The organism is Streptomyces buecherae, assembly GCF_014295035.1.
Lineage (GTDB): Bacteria > Actinomycetota > Actinomycetes > Streptomycetales > Streptomycetaceae > Streptomyces > Streptomyces youssoufiensis.
Genome location: NZ_CP060404.1, coordinates 4,292,458 through 4,311,406 on the forward strand (window position 1 = coordinate 4,292,458; position 18,949 = coordinate 4,311,406).

At 72.9% G+C, this 18,949-nt stretch carries 16 protein-coding genes; 8 read left to right on the forward strand and 8 right to left on the reverse strand.

Going from position 1 to position 18,949, the window contains the following annotated elements; translation table 11 throughout:
• Positions 1–210: 210 nt before the first annotated feature.
• Positions 211–618, reverse strand: a complete 408-nt coding sequence (locus tag H7H31_RS16490; RefSeq protein WP_187062225.1) for a VOC family protein — start codon at positions 616–618, stop codon at positions 211–213.
• A gap of 396 nt (positions 619–1,014) precedes the next feature.
• Here H7H31_RS16490 and H7H31_RS16495 point away from each other — a divergent pair, with 396 nt between their 5' ends.
• Both H7H31_RS16495 and H7H31_RS16500 read left to right on the forward strand, forming a co-directional pair.
• Positions 1,015–2,442 carry a serine hydrolase domain-containing protein gene (locus H7H31_RS16495; RefSeq protein ID WP_187062226.1) on the forward strand — a complete coding sequence of 476 codons (1,428 nt, stop codon included), beginning with the start codon at positions 1,015–1,017 and terminating at the stop codon, positions 2,440–2,442.
• Positions 2,443–3,082: 640 nt separating this feature from the next.
• Positions 3,083–4,480 (forward strand): SGNH/GDSL hydrolase family protein, encoded by a 1,398-nt coding sequence (locus tag H7H31_RS16500; protein WP_187062227.1) that lies wholly within the window; start codon positions 3,083–3,085, stop codon positions 4,478–4,480.
• Between the two features lie 262 nt (positions 4,481–4,742).
• Here the strand turns inward: H7H31_RS16500 and H7H31_RS16505 are convergent, their stop codons facing one another.
• Both H7H31_RS16505 and H7H31_RS33975 read right to left on the reverse strand, forming a co-directional pair.
• On the reverse strand, positions 4,743–5,216 hold the full coding sequence (locus H7H31_RS16505; RefSeq protein WP_187062228.1) for a GNAT family N-acetyltransferase: 474 nt from the start codon (positions 5,214–5,216) through the stop codon (positions 4,743–4,745).
• A 21-nt stretch (positions 5,217–5,237) separates the two neighbouring features.
• Complete coding sequence (locus tag H7H31_RS33975; protein ID WP_232110314.1) at positions 5,238–5,675, reverse strand: MarR family winged helix-turn-helix transcriptional regulator; 438 nt, start codon at positions 5,673–5,675, stop codon at positions 5,238–5,240.
• 376 nt (positions 5,676–6,051) lie between these two features.
• Here H7H31_RS33975 and H7H31_RS16515 point away from each other — a divergent pair, with 376 nt between their 5' ends.
• A complete protein-coding gene (locus tag H7H31_RS16515) occupies positions 6,052–7,350 on the forward strand; it encodes an MFS transporter (RefSeq protein ID WP_187062230.1) in 1,299 nt (432 codons plus the stop codon).
• Here H7H31_RS16515 and H7H31_RS16520 read toward each other — a convergent pair.
• Positions 7,340–7,843 carry a DUF2269 domain-containing protein gene (locus H7H31_RS16520; RefSeq protein WP_187062231.1) on the reverse strand — a complete coding sequence of 168 codons (504 nt, stop codon included), beginning with the start codon at positions 7,841–7,843 and terminating at the stop codon, positions 7,340–7,342. The two genes, H7H31_RS16515 and H7H31_RS16520, sit on opposite strands and share 11 nt — an antisense overlap.
• A gap of 262 nt (positions 7,844–8,105) precedes the next feature.
• On the opposite strand from H7H31_RS16520, the gene H7H31_RS16525 reads away from it, so the two are divergent.
• From H7H31_RS16525 to H7H31_RS34790, 3 genes are all read left to right on the forward strand, one after another.
• The gene (locus tag H7H31_RS16525; RefSeq protein ID WP_187062232.1) at positions 8,106–8,747 is read left to right on the forward strand and encodes an HAD family hydrolase; all 642 of its coding nucleotides are present in this window, start codon (positions 8,106–8,108) and stop codon (positions 8,745–8,747) included.
• A 559-nt stretch (positions 8,748–9,306) separates the two neighbouring features.
• Entirely contained in the window at positions 9,307–11,499 is a 2,193-nt protein-coding gene (locus H7H31_RS16530) for a globin domain-containing protein (protein WP_187062233.1), read from the forward strand.
• A 66-nt stretch (positions 11,500–11,565) separates the two neighbouring features.
• Positions 11,566–13,659, forward strand: a complete 2,094-nt coding sequence (locus H7H31_RS34790; protein WP_308284272.1) for a pyridoxamine 5'-phosphate oxidase family protein — start codon at positions 11,566–11,568, stop codon at positions 13,657–13,659.
• 64 nt (positions 13,660–13,723) lie between these two features.
• Here the strand turns inward: H7H31_RS34790 and H7H31_RS16540 are convergent, their stop codons facing one another.
• The 4 genes from H7H31_RS16540 to H7H31_RS16555 form a co-directional block, all read right to left on the reverse strand.
• The gene (locus H7H31_RS16540) at positions 13,724–14,248 is read right to left on the reverse strand and encodes an NUDIX domain-containing protein (protein ID WP_187059756.1); all 525 of its coding nucleotides are present in this window, start codon (positions 14,246–14,248) and stop codon (positions 13,724–13,726) included.
• A gap of 235 nt (positions 14,249–14,483) precedes the next feature.
• Entirely contained in the window at positions 14,484–15,389 is a 906-nt protein-coding gene (locus tag H7H31_RS16545; protein ID WP_187059757.1) for a LysR family transcriptional regulator, read from the reverse strand.
• A 407-nt stretch (positions 15,390–15,796) separates the two neighbouring features.
• The gene (locus H7H31_RS16550; RefSeq protein WP_187060334.1) at positions 15,797–17,011 is read right to left on the reverse strand and encodes a cystathionine gamma-lyase; all 1,215 of its coding nucleotides are present in this window, start codon (positions 17,009–17,011) and stop codon (positions 15,797–15,799) included.
• 251 nt (positions 17,012–17,262) lie between these two features.
• The gene (locus H7H31_RS16555; RefSeq protein ID WP_187060335.1) at positions 17,263–17,640 is read right to left on the reverse strand and encodes a phage holin family protein; all 378 of its coding nucleotides are present in this window, start codon (positions 17,638–17,640) and stop codon (positions 17,263–17,265) included.
• A gap of 43 nt (positions 17,641–17,683) precedes the next feature.
• Between H7H31_RS16555 and H7H31_RS16560 the strand changes: the two genes are divergently transcribed.
• Both H7H31_RS16560 and H7H31_RS16565 read left to right on the forward strand, forming a co-directional pair.
• Positions 17,684–18,001 carry a cupin domain-containing protein gene (locus tag H7H31_RS16560; RefSeq protein ID WP_187060336.1) on the forward strand — a complete coding sequence of 106 codons (318 nt, stop codon included), beginning with the start codon at positions 17,684–17,686 and terminating at the stop codon, positions 17,999–18,001.
• A 558-nt stretch (positions 18,002–18,559) separates the two neighbouring features.
• On the forward strand, positions 18,560–18,781 hold the full coding sequence (locus tag H7H31_RS16565; RefSeq protein WP_187060337.1) for a DUF5326 family protein: 222 nt from the start codon (positions 18,560–18,562) through the stop codon (positions 18,779–18,781).
• Positions 18,782–18,949: the final 168 nt, after the last annotated feature.

Genomic DNA, 18,949 nt, shown 5'->3' on the forward strand with positions numbered 1-18,949 from the left:
GGGCGCGTGCCGATGCGCGGGCGCCCTAGTGCGGGCACCTCCACGTTGGGCACAGCCCGCACGCTCAACCCAGGCCACCCAAACCACCCGGGCCACCCAGATCACCCAGGTCAGCCCGACACCCAAACCGCCGGGCCGTTCATACCCGGCCGACCAGGTCGACAGAGCAGAAAACCGCAACGTCACCCAGGCGAGGGTCGAGCGCGTCTCTTAGGACGCCACCGCACCCAGCGGAGCGAAGAGGTCCACCGTGTTTCCGTCCGGGTCGCGGAGCACCGCGTACCGCTGCCCCCACGGCGCGTCCCACGGCGCCTTGTGACCGGCGTACCCGTCCCGCGTCAGCTCCGCGTAGAGCGCATCGACCTCGCCCGGGCCGTCGCACAGAAACGCCAGGCCAAGCCGGTGTCCTCCGCCCTGTGGCGGGGTCCAGTCGGGATCGAAGGACCGTACGGTCGCCACGGTGTCCCAGGCGATCCGCGTTCCGCCGGGCAACTCCGCCTCGACATGCGGTTGGTCGTCGGCGTCGGCTGGGATGCTGAGACCGAGGCGGCGGTAGAAGGCGAGCGTGGCGGCCATGCCGTCCACGACCATGCCGATGAGATCGAATCGAGGTGTCATGGGGTCACGTTAGGTAGGCGGAGCGGGCAGGGTCTTGAAGGAATCGGACATGTCCCGATCGCAAGGCGAACCGTACGCCTCGCACGTACGACTCCGCGCCGAGCCGCCGAGCCGCCGAGCCGCCGAGCCGCCGAGCCGCCGAGCCGCCGAGTCCCCAAGCCGCGCAGCCCCGCGCGGCTCTCCGACGCGCCCGGTCGACCGGGCCGGGGAACGGGGCGAGCGGCCGGCCGGACGACCGAACAGATGACGAAGCGCATCACCAAGCAGACCACCGAGCGAATGACCAGGTGAATGGCCAAGCGAACGCCGTGCCCCGATTCTCGGTGTCGGCGTGGGCGACCCGGTGGCTAAGGTCCGAGGTCGGGACCCGCAGGTTCGATCGCCGACAGGAGCACCATGACCGAGACCGCCCCGTTCGATGAACTTCTTCCCGCCACTCGTCGCGCCTTGCTGCACCGCCTCGCGGTCGGGCAGGCCGAGGGTCGCACCCCGTCACTGGTGGGGGCGGTGGTGCGGGACGGACAGTTGGTGTGGTCGGGGGCGCGAAGCGCGCTGGCCGATCAGGTGCCCGACACCGACACGCAGTACCGCATCGGCTCGATCACCAAGTCGCTGGTGGCGGTTCTCGTGATGCGGCTGCGCGACGAGGGGTTGCTCGATCTGGCCGACCCGATCCGCGCGCACCTGGCCGACCGGCTCGCGGCGGAGGGGGCCGATCCGTCCGTGGGCGACGCGACCATCGCCCAACTGCTGGCCCATCGCAGCGGCCTCGCCGCCGAGGCGCCCGGCCCGTGGTGGGAGCGGACCCCGGGTGACCTGCGCCCGGAGCTGGGCGATGTGTTCGGCGAGCACCCCCACCGTCACCCCGCGGGCCACACGTTCCACTACTCCAACCCCGGATACGCGCTCCTCGGCGCCCTGGTTCAGCAGCTGCGTGGCGCCCCGTGGGACGAGGTGCTGCGCCGCGAGGTGCTGGTGCCGCTCGGCATGACCCGTACGTCCGCCACGCCCGAGGCCCCGCACGCGCATGGCTGGGCGGTGCATCCGTGGGCGGACGTGATGCAGCGCGAGGCCGTCGAGGACATGGGAGTGATGGGACCCGCGGGGCAGCTGTGGTCAACGGCGGCGGATCTGGCCCGCTATGTGGTGTTCCTCGCGCGGGGCGATGACCGCGTGCTCAGCGCGGCGACGCTGGCCGAAATGCGCCGGCCCGCGAGCGCGCCGGAGGGTGCGGCGTGGGACGACAGTTACGGGTTGGGACTACAGGTGGTCCGCAGGGACGGCCGGCTCCTTTTCGGCCACACCGGTTCCATGCCCGGCTTCCTCAGCACGGTGTGGGTCAGCCCGGACGAGAACCTTGCCGGCGTCGCGTTGGCCAACGCCACCTCGGGGCCGTCCATCGGCACTCTCGTCGCCGACCTCATCGGCATCGTCGCGCGGCACGAACCGCCCATCCCCGAGCCGTGGCGCCCGCTGCCCGACGTGGACTCGGAACTCCTGGCGCTGACCGGCGCCTGGTACTGGGGCACCACCCCCTTCCTGCTGCGACTGCGCGCCGAACGCTGGCTGGAACTCGCCCCGTTGCGGGGCGGCGGGCGCGGCTCCCGCTTCCGCCCGGAGCCGGACGGCACCTGGATCGGGCTCGACGGCTACTACGCCGGAGAGACGCTGCGCGTCGTGCGCACCGAACAACCGAGCCACACCGGAGCCACGAACCCGGAGACCCATCTCGACCTGGGCACCTTCGTCTTCTCCCGGAAGCCCTACGAGCCTGCGGAGTCGGTCCCGGGCACGCTCGACCCGGAGGGCTGGCGCGGCTTCTGACCCCATCCGACCGCAACCGATCGCGTACGGGACGCCGACCGAAGCCGATCGCATACGGGACGCGCCTGCGCGAGCGCCACGCCACCATGTCCGCCACCTGACCGCTACCGACCGATGGTCACCACCTGACGGCAACCATCTGACAGCTACCGGCTGATCACTTGAAGCCCGGGGCAGTGCGCGCCCACCTCGCCCACGCACGGCCCCGCGCCGGCGCACTCCACCGGCCACAAGGGCTCGTACGACACGGGCCGCACGCCCCACCCCGGCTGCGCACACCGCACCGACCAAAGGCCCGCAGACCCACAGACTCGCGAACCCGCGGGCGCAGGCCCGCAGACCCACAGACCCGCAGACCCGCAGTCGACCACCCCGCCGCCCACCGCCGCGGCGGGGTGGTCGCGGTCAGAGATCGCCCGGCCAGGCGCACATTCGCTGGTCAGCGCCGTGCGCGCGCGAGGGCGCGCAGCCTGACCCTGACGGTGGTACGCAGCGCGGGCGTACGCACGGCCGACCTACGCGCCGGCGGTGGCTGGGTGGCGCGCCCGGCGCACCACAGGCTGTTCCCCAGGCGGCTCGCGAGGCCACCGCGGACCCACCGCACTCGCGCCGCGCCCCATCCCCACCCAGGAGGACAGCCATGCGTTCCGCGTCGTCGCGTCTTGCCATCTCCCTCGTCGCACTCACCGCCGTGCTCGCCACATCGGGCGTGGCCGGCGCCCGCCCCCGGGCCACGGCCACGCCGCAGACACCCGCCGGCACCACCGATACGGATCGCGCTCGGGCGGCCACGACCTGGTCGGCGGGGTGGGCGGCGCCCGTGCAGCGGCCGAGCGCCGGCTTCGAGGAGAACTGGTCCGAGGCCGGCTTCGACCGCCAGACCGTGCGCCAGGTCGTACGGGTCACCGGCGGCGGCAGCGCGGCGCGGATCAAGCTCTCCAACCGCTACGGCGAACAGCCGCTCAGGATCTCCGGCGCGACCATCGCACGCAGCGCCGGCGGCGCGGCCGTGCGGCCCCAGACGCTGCGGAAGCTGACGTTCGGCAACCGCCCGTCGGTGACGATCCCGGCCGGCGGCGAGGGCGCGAGCGACGCGGCCCCGCTGCGGGTCAGCGCCTTCGACACGGTGACGGTGACGCTGTACTTCGCCAAGCCCACCGGCCCCGCGACCTTCCACGCGCAGGCGTACGCCCACAGCTACCGCGCGCCGGGGGACCACCGTGGGGACCGCACCGGCTCCGCGTTCGGCGAGCGCACCCGCTCCTGGTACTACCTCTCCGACGTCGAGCTGACCGGCGATCGATCGACACACACGCCGCATACAGGGCGAATCGCCAACCAGGCGGGCGGCGGTGCCAACCCCGACGCCCCCGGCGGCGTGTCGCGTCCCGGCGCGTCCCGGCGAGGAGCCGTGGTCGCGTTCGGCGATTCGATCACCGACGGGTACGGCTCCACCGTGGACGCCAACAAGCGCTACCCGGACCAACTCGCCGAGCGGCTGTCGGCCGCCGGCCGAGCGCGCCCGGTGCTCAACGCGGGAATCGGCGGAAACCTGCTGCTCAACGACTCGGCCTGGTACGGGGACCGGGCCCTGGACCGCTTCGAACGGGACGTGCTGGACAAGCCCGGAGTGAGTTCGGTGATCGTCTTCGAGGGACTCAACGACATCGGTTTCAGCGAGGTGGACCTGCCCACCTACAAGCCGAATCCGCAACTCTCCGCCACGGAACTGATCGACGCCTACCGCGAGTTGATCGCCCGAGCACACGCCAAGGGGGTGCGCGTGGTGGGCGCGACGATCCTGCCGTTCAAGGGAGCGGAGTACCACACGCCGCGCGCCGAAGCGAAGCGGCAGCAGATCAACACGTGGATACGCGCGTCCGGCGAGTTCGACGCGTACGTCGACTTCGCCGCCGCGCTGGCCGACCCCGCGGACCCGCTGGCACTCGACCCCGCGTACGACAGCGGCGACCACAAGCACCCGAACGACGCCGGCTACCGCGCCATGGCCGAGGCGATCGATCTCGACACCATCTGAACGACCGCGATCACTCGCTTACGCCCCGCCGCCCGCCCGCTCACCCACACTGATCGCCCAAGGTCCCCAGGGTGTCGCTTCGGCCCGCCGTTCCGACGGCGGGCCGAAGCCCGTCCCCGTTCCGGCTCGATCCGGCCCCGTGCGGCCCGGTCCGCCCACCGCACGCACGACACTTCGACCCGACCCGCGATCCAGCCCGGCCCATCGGCCAACCCGGCCCGGCCCGACTCGTTTTCGACCGCTCCGGACCGCTCCCGACCGTTCAGAGTTGCAGCTTGAACCCGAGGTGGGACGCCTCGAAGCCGAGCCGCTCGTAGAAGCGGTGCGCGTCGATGCGCGTCGCGTCCGAGGTGAGTTGCACCAACTGGCAGCCCGCACGGCGTGACTCGTCGATGGCCCACTCGATCATCTGGGTGCCGAGCCCGCTGCCGCGCTCGTCGCCGTGGACGCGCACTCCCTCGATGATCGAGCGGGTCGCGCCGCGCCGGGACAGGCCGGGGACGAACGTGAGTTGCAGCGTGCCCACCAGGCGACCGTCGCGGACGGCCGCGAGCAGCCACTGGTTGGGGTCGGCGGCGATCCGCTCGAAGGCCGCCTGGTACGGCGTGAGGTCGGCGGGCGACTCGCGCTGGGCGCCGAGGGCGTCGTCGGCCAACATCGCCACGATGGCGGGAAGGTCCTCCGCCTGCACCCGCCGAAACTCGACCGCCGCCCCGGACTGCTCGAAATCGCTCATGATCCGGAGGCTACGCCCCGGTCATACGGGTTTCGATGCCGGCCCCAAAGTACGGACAGCCGTGACCAAAGGCGCCAGTTCGGGTCGTTTGGCGGCCTCCTGGAGGGCCTCTCGCAGCGCGGCGTCATGCACCGGCCGCGCTCGCTCCAGCAGCTTCCGGCCATCGTCACTGACGTCCGTGTAGATGCCCCGACGGTCGGTCGGGCAGAGGTAGCGGACCAGCAGGCCACGCTCCTCCAACCGGCTGACCAGGCGCGTCGTGGCGCTCTGGCTCAGTACGACGACGTCCGCGAGCTGGTTCATGCGCAGGTGGCCGCCCTCGCCGTCGTGCTGTTCGCTCAGCACGTCGAGCACGGAGTACTCCCGCACGCTCAGCTCCGCCGCGGCCTCCAGCGCGCGCTCTATGTGCGCCTCAAGGCGGCTGTGCAGCGCGGACAGCGCGCACCAACTGTGAGCCAGGGCACGCCCGGGCGGTGCGGGCGGGTCGTCGCGCTCGGCCTCCGGCGCGGGGCCCGATTCCCCCGTGTGAGCCGACTCCCCATCCGCTGAGGGGGAGCGCGGCGAGGGGCTGGCGGTCCTGCTGGGAGTCTGGCCCGTCCGCTGGGCGGCTGGGGCCGGGGTCTGGTCGCGATCCGGGTGGTGGACCTCGCCCTGGTCCGCGTGCTGCCGGAGATCCGTGGCCGAGCCGAGCTGGTGTGCCATGAGACGCCCCCTTCGGTGTCGTACGAACCAGGATAGGCCACCCGTGAAATAGCCCGCGCTTGCAATTAACCCGCGCCTGCAATTATTGTGTGTGCTCGTACCTGCTGTGCGCAACGTTTTGGAGGGTGCTGTTATGCCGCTCGCACTCCTGGCCCTGGCTATCGGTGCCTTTGGCATCGGCACGACCGAGTTCGTGATCATGGGGTTGCTCCCCGAGGTGTCGGACTCCTTCGGGGTGTCGATCCCGACCGCGGGCTTCGCGGTCACGGGGTACGCCCTGGGGGTCGTGGTCGGGGCGCCGTTCATGACGGCGATCGGCACGCGGCTGACCCGCAAGCAGATGCTGCTGATGCTGATGGGCCTGTTCATCGCGGGCAATCTGCTCACCGCGCTGGCGCCGGCGTTCGGCGTGCTGCTCGTGGGGCGGGTGCTCGCCTCGTTCACGCACGGAGCGTTCTTCGGTGTCGGGTCCGTGGTCGCCGCCGACCTGGTGGCCCCGAACAAGCGGGCCGGCGCCATCGCCAGCATGTTCATGGGGCTGACGCTCGCCAACGTCATCGGTGCCCCTCCCGGCACGCTGATCGGTCAGCACGCGGGTTGGCGCGTCACCTTCTTCATCGTCGCGGCGCTCGGGGTGCTCGGCCTGCTCGGCATCGCCAAGCTGGTCCCGGCCCGTCCCGAGCCGGCGACGCCCGAGCTGCGCAAGGAGTTCGGCGCCTTCCGTAACCCGCAGGTCTGGCTCGCCATGACGATGACGGTGCTGGGCTTCGGCGGCGTGTTCGCGGCCATCACCTACGTCACGCCGATGATGACGGAGACGGCCGGTTTCGCCGAGTCCAGCGTGATGTGGCTGCTCGCGCTCTTCGGCGTCGGCATGGTCGCCGGCAACGTGATCGGAGGCCGGTACGCCGACCGCCACGCGATGCCGCTGCTCTACGCGAGCCTCGTCGGCCTCGCCACGGTGCTCGGGTTGTTCACCCTCACCGCCCACCACAAGGTCCTCGCGGCGATCACCCTCGTGCTGATCGGCCTCTTCGGCTTCGCGACCGTGCCGCCGCTCCAGAAGCGGGTCATGGACCACGCCGCCGAGGCCCCCACCGTGGCGTCGGCGGCCAACATCGCCGCCTTCAACCTCGGCAACGCACTCGCCGCGTGGCTCGGTGGGCTCGTCATATCCGCCGGCTTCGGGTACACGGCGCCCAACGTGGTCGGCGTGGGCCTGGCGCTGTCGGCCCTGGGCGTCGCGGTCTTCGCGGCCTGGCTGGAGCGCCGGCAGGACGGCGAGCGCCGGGCCCCACGGAGCCGCGTCGTGCGGACCGGCGGGCCGGCGGTGGCGGGCGCGGAGGCCGAGTCCGCCGGGGCGAGCGGCCCCACCGTGCGGACGTCGGCGAGCGACGCGGCGCCTCACTCGGCGGCGGACCTCACCACCTGACACGCCGGTGCCGGCGGCCCCTGGCCGTCAGCCCCCAGGGCTTGAGCACGGAGATGGCCGTGATGAACACGTAGGTGGCCAGGGCCACCGCGGGCGGGATGATCACGTCGGCCGGGTTCGCCACGTGGCCACCGGCGCTCGCCTGGGCCGCCACCTCGTTGATGTGGCCCCGCAGGGCGAACGCGGACAACCCCGCGGTGGCGAGGTTCAGCCAGAACTTCGTGTAGACCCAGCGATGCCGAGCGAGCCCCCAGGGCGTGCCCAGAGCCAGGACCAGCCCGCTGACCAGCGCCAACAGGCTCAGCGGAATGACCAACCAGTCACCGAACACCTTCATCGCCCGGTACGCGGCCTCGGCGGCCTCGGCCGAGTCGGTGGCCGCCCCCGCGACGGCGAGGGTGAGCAGTCCGCACGTCACCCCGAGCCAGCCGACGGAGACGACGACATGGATGACGAGAACGGCACGACGGGTGGGTCTGGTGAGCTGACGCATGTTCCTCACGGTGCCGTCGCCAGCCCCGCGCGGCGTCGCACAGCGGGAGTATCCACGGAGCCTCCACGGGGAGCAGTCCGCCCGCCACCGCCGGCGTTCCGAGCCGACCTGTCCACGGCCGGCGAGGCCAGGCGCGGGGCGCGCCACGCGGACAAGAGCGGGCGAGGCGGCAAGGGGAGAAACAGAGAGAGCGGCACGACGAAGCGGCCAGAGGAACAAGGGGGCGGTGCCACGGTCCGCGGTGCGCTTACGCTCGGCGGACATGACCAGACTTCATCTGTTCGACCTCGACGGGACGCTGATGTACGGGTCGGCCGCGCCCGTCGAGATCTCTCGACAACTGGGCCTCGAGCAGGAGATCGCCGACCTGGAGCGGGCGTTCGCGCGCCAGGTGCTGGGGCCACCGGAGTTCGCCCTGCGCGTGCGCGAGTTGTGGGCGGAGCTCACGGAGGAACAGGTGGCGCTCGCGTTCGAGGGGGCGCCCTGGCTGGACGGAATACGCGAGGTATGGGCGGATATCACGGCGCGCGGCGAACGGTGTGCGGTGATATCGCTGTCGCCGGACTTCTTCGTGCGACGCCTGCTGGAGTGGGGAGCGCACGCGACCTACGGTTCGGTGTTTCCGGCCGTCCCCTTCCGGGAGCCGGTGCGACCGGACGGCATTCTCAATCCGACGGCCAAGGTGAAGATCGCGGATGAACTATGTGAGAGATTCGGGGTGACGCGGTCGGAATGTGTGGCGTATGGAGACTCCATGTCGGACGCCGAGCTGTTCGCCGTGCTGCCGACATCTGTCGCGGTCAACGCCGACCGGCACCTGGCGGGAATCGCCTCATATGCCTATGTGGGGCGCGATCTGCGCGACGCGTACGAATTGACCAGCAACCGCCGCCCCCTGCCCTGATAAGACGGACATAAGGGCCGGCTGGCACGGGACTTGTGCATTCAACCGGGGCGGGTATGGTCAACCCCGTTCGAACGTAAGAACGCCATCGGCACCCCCGTGGGGTACACCGGTGAGCCCAGCTTAGCGGGAACGGGAGTACGGGAACCGGGAGTTCAGGCTATTGCCGCGGGCCGTGGGCGAGGGGTGCCACGCTGGCCGACGAAGCGCCACGCACCAGGGCGTATCGCCGCTTGGATCGGAGAGCGCGGAGCGGGACGGCCGGCAGGGGACGGGCGGTACGCGTGAGAGGTCTGAGGCACGGTTCGGGAACTGACCCCCGCGCGATATGCGTGAGATGTCAGGGGGCGGTGATACGAGTGGGCGGCGCGCGTCGCCCACCGTACGTGTGTCGCTGAACAAGGGGGTCCCCCGGACAGGGAGGGAGAGGGGCGGCGGGACCGAGAGAGCGTGCGGTGTCGGTGGCTCGCCGTGACGGCGGGTGAGGCCGCGACGGCCAAGACCGACAGCGACGCAGACTGACGAAGTCCGGCAGAGAGATGTTCGAGGCGAGGCAACCATGAACGCTCCGACCACCACGTCAGCCGACGACAGCGAGTCCGGTGGTTCTGGCGACACCCATGGCGAGAACCGTGAACGAGGCTGGTTCACTCCGACCAGGCAGGTAGCCGACGCGCCCGCCCGGGGCCAGCGCGGCCCGGTGAGCGCGGACCCGGCGAGCGGCCCGGACGACGGGGCGGCACCGCGCGCGGCGACCGAGGCCGAGGGCGCCCGAGCCCGCGGCCGTTCCGTGGCGGCCATCAGGCCGGTGGGTCGCGGGGCGATTCAGGGTGCCCCAGCGCCCGCGCCGCGCCCCGGCCCGTACGAGGCGGCCCCGGCACAGCAGCGGGAGCACCAGCGCGCCGCCGAGCCACACCAGCGTGGGGCGGCGGCCGGCACGGCGGCGAGCCCGGCCCACCCCGGTTCACCCGGGCACCCCGACGCGGGCCCAGCCGCGTCGCCCGCCGCGTCGTCGGCGCCCGCCGAGCGCGACGTACGCCTGACCGGGGCGGTGCCCGTGATGCGCCCCGCGCCGGAAGCGGAGGCGATCACCGCCAGTTCCGCGCCGCGCTCCGCGCCCGCGCCCGCCGCCGGACGGGCCGCCGATGCCGCGCCGGCCCCCGCGCGCCGCGCGGCCGGCCTCGTGCCCGCGACCGAGCGGGCGGCGGCCCCCTCACCCGCCAGCCCCACCGCACCGGCCGGACGCCCCTCCGTACCGACCGACCACCCCGTCGCACCGGCCAGTGAGCCGCGCGCGGCGCGTCCGGGAACCCTGGAAGGGGCTGGTCAGACCGGTCCCGACGGACTGCGGCCGGTGCCGGCGCGCCGTCCTGACAGCGGCCCGGAGGCGAACCCCTCCCCCGACGGCTCCCGCTTCTCCGATGCTGCCCGCTCCCCCGACGCCACCCGCTACGCCGGCGGTGCCGACATCGCCCTGCGCGCCGCCGCGGTGCCGCCGCCAGGCGCCGGGGAGCCGGGGCCCGGTTCGCCGCTGAGCCGTCCGGGGTTCGGCTCGCCGCTCGGTGAAGAACCGGCGGGTCATGCCGCGCGGCCGGCCGGGGCGTTCGCGGACCTGCCGGAGAGCGCGTCGGCCAACACCCAGCTCATCCGGCGCACGCTGTCCGAGATCGAGCCCATCTCGGACAAGGTGACCTCGCACTTCTACGCGCTCCTCTTCCTCAACCACCCGGAGCTGCGGGAGATGTTCCCGGCGGCCATGGACGCGCAGCGCGACCGGCTGTTCAAGGCGCTGCTCACGTCCGCGCGGCACGCCGACGAGCCGGCGCTCCTCGAGGAGTACCTCACGCACCTCGGCCGGGGCCACCGCAAGTACGGCACCCAGCCGGAGCACTACCCGGCGGTGGGCGAGAGCCTGCTCGGCGCGCTGGCCCGGTATGCGCCGAACACCTGGGGCGAGGCGGCGGAGGCCGCGTGGGTGCGGGCGTACACCACGATCTCGCAGACGATGATCGACGCCGCGGCCGAGAACGAGCTGCACGCGCCGGCCTGGTGGCAGGCCGAGATCGTGCGCCACGAGCTGCGCACGCCCGACATCGCGGTGGTCACGGTGCGCCCCGACCAGCCGTACCCGTTCCGCGCCGGCCAGTACACGAGCCTGGAGACGCCCTGGTGGCCGCGGGTGTGGCGGCACTACTCGTTCGCGTCGGCACCGCGTTCGGACGGGCTGTTGTCGTTCCACGTCAAGGCCGTCCCGGCCGGTTGGGTCTCCACCTCCCTGGTGCACCACGCCAACCCCGGTGACGTGATCAAACTCGGCGCGCCCGCCGGCTCGATGGTGGTCGACCACGAGACGGACAACGGACTGCTGTGCCTCGGCGGCGGAACCGGCATCGCGCCGATCAAGGCGCTCGTCGAAGACGTCGCCGTACACGGCAGACAGCGCCCGGTCGAGGTCTTCTACGGCGCCCGCAGCGACCACGACCTCTACGACATCGAGACCATGACGCGCCTTGAGCGCGAGCATCCGTGGCTTTCGGTGCGCCCCGTCATATCGGACGGGCCCACCAGCGGACTACGCGGACCGCTCCCCGACGCGGTGCGGAAGTACGGGCCGTGGAACGCCTTCGACGCCTATCTCTCGGGACCGCCCGGGTTGATACGCAGCGGCGTGAGCACCCTGCGCGGAATCGGCATACCGCGGCACCGCATCCGCCACGATTCGCTCGAGGAACTGGTGGGGGCGCTCGATTAGCCGACGGCGCGGCGACGGTGCGGGGCGTAAGGGCGGGGGACGAGGAGCGAATGAGGACTCGAAACTGTGGAATACGTGGAGACCGGGCCGGAACGCACCGTTGAGGGCACACCGGACCACCAACGGGAAACCGCGCCCGATGAGGAACGCCGCATACGCGCGGAATCCGATCGGGACGCCCCTGGCCAGCCCGAACAGGCGTGGGGCAGTCGTGGCGAGCGCGTGCTGCAGGAACGGCTCGGCAGTGAGGAAAGGGCCGAGCGGTTCTACGACGAGCAGATGCTCGGCCACCTCAACGCGCGCATGCGGGAGTTCGTGCGGCGCCAGGAGATGTTCTTCCTGGCGACCTCGGACGGCAAGGGGGAATGCGACAACACGTTCCGGGCCGGATCTCCGGGATTCCTCCAGGTGTTGGACGACCGGACCGTCGCCTATCCCGAATACCGGGGGAACGGCGTCTTCGCGAGCCTGGGAAACATCGAGGAGAACCCGCACGTAGCCCTGCTGTTGCTCGATTTCCAACAGGACCGGATCGGCCTGCACATCAACGGTCGGGCCCGGGTGGTCGCGGACGACGACATGCGCGCCGAGCGCCCGCACCTGCCGGTCGACCCGGTGCCGGGCCGGCGCGCCGCGGTGTGGGTCGAGGTGACCGTCGACGAGGCGTACGTGCACTGCTCCAAGCACATCCCGCACCTGGCCAAGGTGGAGCGCCCGCCGCACGGCGAGGGGCGGGCCTGGGGCACGGACGACAACCGGCGCAAGGGCGGCGACTACTTCGGTACGGCCGCCGCCGCGCGCGCCCGCCGTGGCCAGGACCGTCGCGGGCCGGGCCGGGGCCGCAAGCAGGACCCGCGCCCGGCTTCCGCCGACCGCGTCGCGGAGCCCCGACCCCACGCCCCCCACACCTCGCAGGCCCCTCCCCAGCCCCAGCCCCAGGCGCCCGCCCCGCACGGAGACGAGCCCCGAACACCCGCTGCCCAGCACCCCCAGGACCAGCCGCTCACCCAGCAACAGCCTCCACGCCAGCAGCAGCCTCAGCAGCAAGACCAGCCTCCACACCAGGGACAGGACCCGCACCAACACCCGCCAGTCGTGGGCGAGCGACCCTGGGACGAGTTCGCCGAGCGGCCGCAAGCACAGGGCCAGGACGAGCCCGCCGCCCAGCGGCAGAGCCAGGACCAACCTCTTGACCAGCAACAACCCTGGGAACCAGCCGACTTCTCGCAACAAGCGTGGGACCGGCCCACCGCCCAGTTGTCCCGGAGCCAGCTCACCGGTCACCGGCGCCCGCAGAGTCAGGCGTCCGGTCGGGCGGCGGCCGAACCCTCCGTGTCTGCCTCATCCGAAGACCTCCGTGACAGGGACGACCTGCCGACCACGTCGCCGCCCCCGCTCGACGCGCGACGCTGGGATGCCTCCACGGCCGGCGCCGCCGATGCCGTGGGATGGCCCCCGCCCCCACCGCTCCCGAACGACCCACCGCTCGGGAACGCCCTGTCGCTCCCGAATGACATGCCGCTCCTGAGCGATCCACCGCTCCCGGCCGATCCCCCGCTTCCGAACGACCCCCTCCTCGTGACCGGCCCCCCGGTGCCGCCCTGGCCACCGGCCCCGCCATCACCCGCAGCAGGCGCGTTCGCACCGCCGCAACCTGCGCACCTGCCGCAGCCGCCACCCCTGCCCCAGCCCCCGCTCCTGCCCGAGCCGCCGGCCCTGGCCCCGGCTCCGCTGGCGGGGTTCGCCCAGCCGGCGGGCTCGCCCGGGCCGTTAACCGGTGGCGTACCCGAGGAGGCTCAGCCGCCGGTCGGCACGCCGAACCCGCCCGTGCCGGCGATCGGTGCGGGCCCTGACCAGCGGCGGGAGCGTGTCCCGTGGGAAGGGCAGGGGGTTCGGGAGGAGGGTCGGCGCCGGCACTGGGACCAGGACCGCCAGGTGTGGCAGGAGACGGTGGAGCGGGTGTTGGACCGCGCGCGGCAGCCGCTCGCGGCCGGGGAGGGGGAGCGGGAGCCGTTCGCGGGCTGGTTCGTCGGGCCGCACTCCGCGCCCAAGCCTCCGCTCAACGCCGATCAACCCGCGACGGACCACACTCCGGCGGGGCACTCACCGACGGACCATGCCCGCATCGGCCCGCGCCCATCAGGCCCGCACCCCGCCTAGCCTCCGGGCGGGGAGCCGCGGGCCGAAGCGGCCGAGGAGCGTACGTCGGCCGGGGCGAGGCGCGTCAGCCGAGGTCGCCGGCGAGCAGCGCCCGTACGCCCTCGATGTTGGCGTCGAGGTAGTCGCGGAGCGACGACGGCACCACGCCCACCGAGGCGATGCCTTCACGGGTGAACGGCACCCGCACCACCTCGTACTCGCCGCGCGGGGCGTCCACCTCGGGGCCGTGCCGCCTGGACAGGTCCATCGAGGCGAGTCGGCAGGCGAAGAAGTGCTGGACCTTGACGCCCTGGTCGGGAATGCCCTGCTCGGGGAGGGTGTCGCGGGCCGCGTCGATCGGCACGGTGTCCACGAAGGCGGGCACCACGTCGGTCACCTTGGCCCCGAGTTCCTCGTCCATCTCGCGGTGCAGGGCGTCGATGACCGTCGGGTCCTCGGGCTCCACGCCGCCACCCGGCGTGATCCAGTACGGGGCCTCGCCGGGCTTGGTCCGCTTGATCAGGACGAGTTGGGGCGTGGCGTCGGCGTCGAGGTCGCCGTCGAGCAGGATGGCGCGGGCGGTGCGCTTGACCACAGGCCGTTCGGTCATAGGGGAGGTCTGCCGCGCGCGCCGCCTCGCGAAACCCCTCCCGGCCTGGTAGAGCCCGCACACCGGCGCCCGCCGCACACTCCGCGCCCGCCGCGCACTCCGCTCCCCCGCCCGTTCCCGCCGGCGCCGGTCGACCGCCGACTGCTCGCGCGCGGCCCCCGCGACCAGCCGGCCCAGCAACCGGCTCCCCGGCCCGCTCCCCACTCCCCCCTCCCCACTCTCCGCACCAGCCGCCTCACCAGTCGACGGCGGCGCGGAGCAGCCACTCGTGGGCGCGGGCGAGGTGCGGGGCCGGTGAGCCGGTGCGTTTGACCAGGAAGTACGTGCGGAGGGGCGGCACCGGTGGGTCGATGAGCGCCACCACCTCGCCCTTGTCCAGCGCCTCCATGCACAGGTAGCGCGGCAGGACGGCCACTCCCGAACCCGCCATGACGCAGGCGAGTACGGCCCGCAGGTCGGGCGCGATGATCGTGGCGGAGGCGGTGACGGGCGCGTCGAACACCGCCGCCCAGTACGAGGTGACCAGGGGCAGGCTCTCGTGCACCTCGACCATCGGCACCGGCTCCAGCGCGCGGTGCAGCACCGCCGGGCCGCCGCCCGCGCGCAGCAGGGACGCGCCGAGCCGCGCGGCCCAGCGCGGGGCGGCGACCAGCACGTGTTCCTCGTCGCACAGCGGCGTCGCCGTCAGCAGTCGGCCGCGCGGCTGGACCGTGGTGATGGCCAGGTCGTACTGGTTGGCGGACAGGCCGGTGAACATCTCGTCGGCGGTGCCGAACGCGGCGCGGATGTCGAGGCCGTCCAGCGCGAGGTGGGCGAGCGCGGGCAGCACGCGCAGGGTGGTGAACTCCGGCGGCCCGCCGAGGTGCAGCGTGCGCCGGGCGGTGACGTCCGCGCTGTCGGACTCGGTGATCTCCAGGAGCGCGTCGATGTGCGGCGCGGACCGCTGCGCGAGTTCGTCGGCGGCGCTGGTGGGGGTGACGCCACGGGCCTTGCGGATGAAGAGGGGGCGCCCCAACTGCCGTTCCAGCGAACGGATCTGACCGGTGACGGCCGGCTGCGACAGCCCCAGCAGCGTGGCCGCGCGAGTCAGCGAGCCCGCGCGGTAGACCGCGATGAACGTACGGAGCAGGGCCAGGTCCATCGATTCCCCTCAGTATTGGTCGCCCCGCCGTACCCCAACTATAAATATGTCGATAGCTTCATGTCGCTAGGGTGATTGGACACTGACGCAGAGTCAACTAGCCTAGGTCGCGCGGTTCGATGAGCGTTGAACCGTGGCTGGCAGAGCCACGAGGGGGGAGGTTCTGCCAGCCTGCACTGCTTTCAGGCCGGCCACACCCGAGCCCGTCAGACCCGAGCCCGCCACCGCGTGGGTGGGCCCGACTCCCGCGAGTCCGCCCCCTCCGCGCACCCGCCGCCCGCGACACCCGCCCCCGCCCCCGCCCGCGACACCCGCCCCCGCGCGGCCATCGCGGCCACCCAGCGGCAGCCGGCGCCGCGCCACCGCAGGCCCCCCGCACCTCATCCCCCTGCACCCCGCCCCTCTTCCTACGTCGCGGCCCTGTCGGCCGCCGCGTCCAGGGCCTGTCGTACGTCCGCGAGGAGGTCGGCCGTGTCCTCCACGCCGACCGAGAAGCGGATGAAGCCCTCCGGTACGTCGTCCCCGCCCCACCGCTCGCGCCGCTCGGCGGTCGACCGCACGCCGCCGAAGCTCGTCGCGTCGCTCACCAGGCGCAGTGCGCCCAGGAACCGTTGGGCGTGGGCGCGGTCGGGGAGGGCGAAGGACACCACGCACCCGTAGCGACCGTGCCGCATCTGCCGCTTCGCCACCTCGTGCGCGGGGTCCCCGGGCAGGCCGGGGTGGCGTACGCCGGTGACGTCGGGCCGGTCGAGCAGCAGGCGCGCCAGGGCCAGTGCGGTCACCGCCTGCCGGTCGACGCGGAGTTGGAGGGTGGCCAGCGAACGGTGGGCGAGCCAGGTCTCCATCGGGCCCGGGACGGCGCCCACGCTCTTGCGCCAGGCCCGTACGTCGGCGGCCAGTTCGGGGGTGCGGCAGGTGACGTAGCCGAGCAGCAGGTCGCCGTGGCCCGTGACCGCCTTGGTGCCGCTGGCCAGCGAGAAGTCGGCGCCGAGCGCGAGGGGGCGCTGGCCGAGCGGAGTGGCCAACGTGTTGTCGACCGCCACCAGCGCGCCCTGCTCGTGAGCCGCCGCGGCCAGCCGCCGGACGTCGCAGACGTCGAGGTTCGGGTTGGACGGTGTCTCCAGCCACAGCAGCCGCGCCCCGTCGAGAAGCGGAAGCTGCGCGTCGCCGCCGGTGGGGGCGGTGCGCACGGTGATGCCGTAGCCGGTGAGCCGGTCGCGCAGCGCGTGCAGCAGGTGGTAGCCGTCGGAGGGCAGCACGACGGTGTCGCCCTGGCGCAGTTGCGAGAAGAGCACGGCCGACATCGCCGCGGCACCGGAGGCGAAGACGACGGTCTCGGGTCGCGGCGGCGCGTCGGGGCCGGCCGGGCCCGGTTCGGCGGGGCACTCCAGTTCGGTGAGCGCCCGCTCAAGGAGCGTCCAGGTCGGGTTGGTGTCCCGGCCGTAGGTGTACGGGCCGCCCAGCGGGTCCGCCTCGCCGGGCAGGTGGAAGTGGGCGGCGAAGACGGGCCCGGGCAGCGTCGGCTCGTACGCGGCCGGCTCGGGCAGCCCGGCCCGCACCGCGCGCGTGCCGTCGCCACGCGCCTCGCCCCGCGCGGTGATCTCCTCGGATGGGTCGCCCATGGTCCGCTCCTTCCGTGCCCTCGCGAGGGCCGCTCGTGCGTCCGCGTCCTGCGGCGTGTGCTGCTCGTCTCCGGCCCCCGCGCCCGGCCAGGTGCTCCGACCCGCTCGGGTGCCGCGCCTCATAGTGGGCGCCCCGCGCCCTGGGCCGGGCCGCGGGTGGCGCGCCCGCCGGTCCGCCGGCCTGCGGGGTGGCCCCGGGGTGGCGTCCGGAGGGCCGTCGTCCGCGGGTTACGCCCGGCCGCACCACGGGGTCAGTCCCGGTCGGGGAGGGCCGCGTGCAGGGCCCAGGAGACGATCGAGATGATCAGTGCGCCGACGAAGGCGGCACCGAAGCCCTCCACGTGGAAGCTGAGGTCCATCGTGTCGGCCAGCCACGAGGTGAGCATCAGCATCAGGGCGTTCACGACCAGCGTGAACAGGCCAAGGGTGACCAGGAACAGCGGAAACGAGAGAAACTTCACCACCGGCTTGACGACGAAGTTCACCAGCCCGAAGAGCAGGGCCACCAGAATCAGGGTGACCGTCTTGCGGCCGGTGTTCTCGCCGGTCAAGGTGATGTCTTCGAGTAGCCAGATGGCGACCCACAGGGCCGCCGCGTTGGCGAGCGTCTTTACTACGAAATTCCTCATGGAAGCGATCGTTGCAGATGAGACAGCAAGGGGTGGAGCGGGCATGAAGGCGTTCCGGCTGGACGAGCTGGAGGCGGAGCGCGCCGCCAACGAGGGGGCGTACCTGCAGTTCCTACGCGAGCGCAACATGTCCGTGGGGCTGTACGCGCTGGACGCGGGCAGCACCGATCCGCAAGCGCCGCACCGGCAGGACGAGGTGTACCTGGTGGTGAGCGGTCGCGCGGCGATCACCGTGGGCACGGAGACGACCCCGGTCGCGCGCGGCAGCGTCGTCTACGTGCCCGCCGGCGTGCCGCACAAGTTCCACCACATCTCGGAGGACCTGCGGGTCATGGTGGTCTTCTCGCCGCCCGAGAGCTGACCCGGCGCGCACGACGCGGGGCGCCCCCGGCCTGGGGCGCCCCCGCCGCGCCGGCTGGCCGCTCCCCGCCCCGCTGGCTGGCCGCCTCGCCCCCGGGGCGCCCGGCGGAACGGCCCCCGCACGCTCCGATCGCCGTCGCGTGCCCCCGGGGCCTCGGTTGCCGTGGCGAACCCGGCGTAGCGTCCCCCGGCCCCTCCGCGACTCGCCGCCCACCTCCGCGCCCGCCTCCGGCCCATCGTCGCCGCCCCGGCGCGCGCTCTCCCGCACCGCCCGGCCGGCGTGCCCGACCCTGACGGCCCCCGAGCCACGACCACGGCCCCTTGAACCGGCCCTCACCAGGCCGGCGGCCGTTCCGTCGGGGCATCGCCGGGTACCCGACGTGGTCCGTGGGTGCCAGGCGGAGGCGGTGGACCCGTAGGGGACGGGTCAGGGGAGTACGGGGGCCGTCCGTGCCCCACGGGCTGCCGCGCCGCTCTAGCATCGGGAGTACGAGGGGGAGACCAGCGAAGCAGCGAGATCACGGGATCGAGCAGGGCGAACAGAAAGCAGGGAGCCATCGTGGCCGCGAAGCAGATACTCCAGGGCCTTCCGTGGTGGGTGAAGTGGGTCGTCGTGCCCCTTCTCGTCATCGTGGTCTTCGGCGGTCTGATCACCAGCGTCGTCGGCTTCGTCGCCTGGCTGTTGTTCCGGGCGCTGCTGTTGGTCGCCGTCATCGGTGGCCTGGTCTACGTGGTGCGTAAGTTCACGTCCTCCTCCCGGTCATCGCGCGACGACTGGTAGGGACGCCGCGCCACGACTGGTAGGGACCACGGCCCTCCTGGTGCAGACCTTCAACGGCGCGTTCTGGCCCCGGAGATGACGCATTGCGCGGCAACCCACCACTTACCTAACCAGAAGCCCATCTTCCGGTTAGAGTGCGGAAACGTTGCGGTCCGGCCCGAGCCCCGA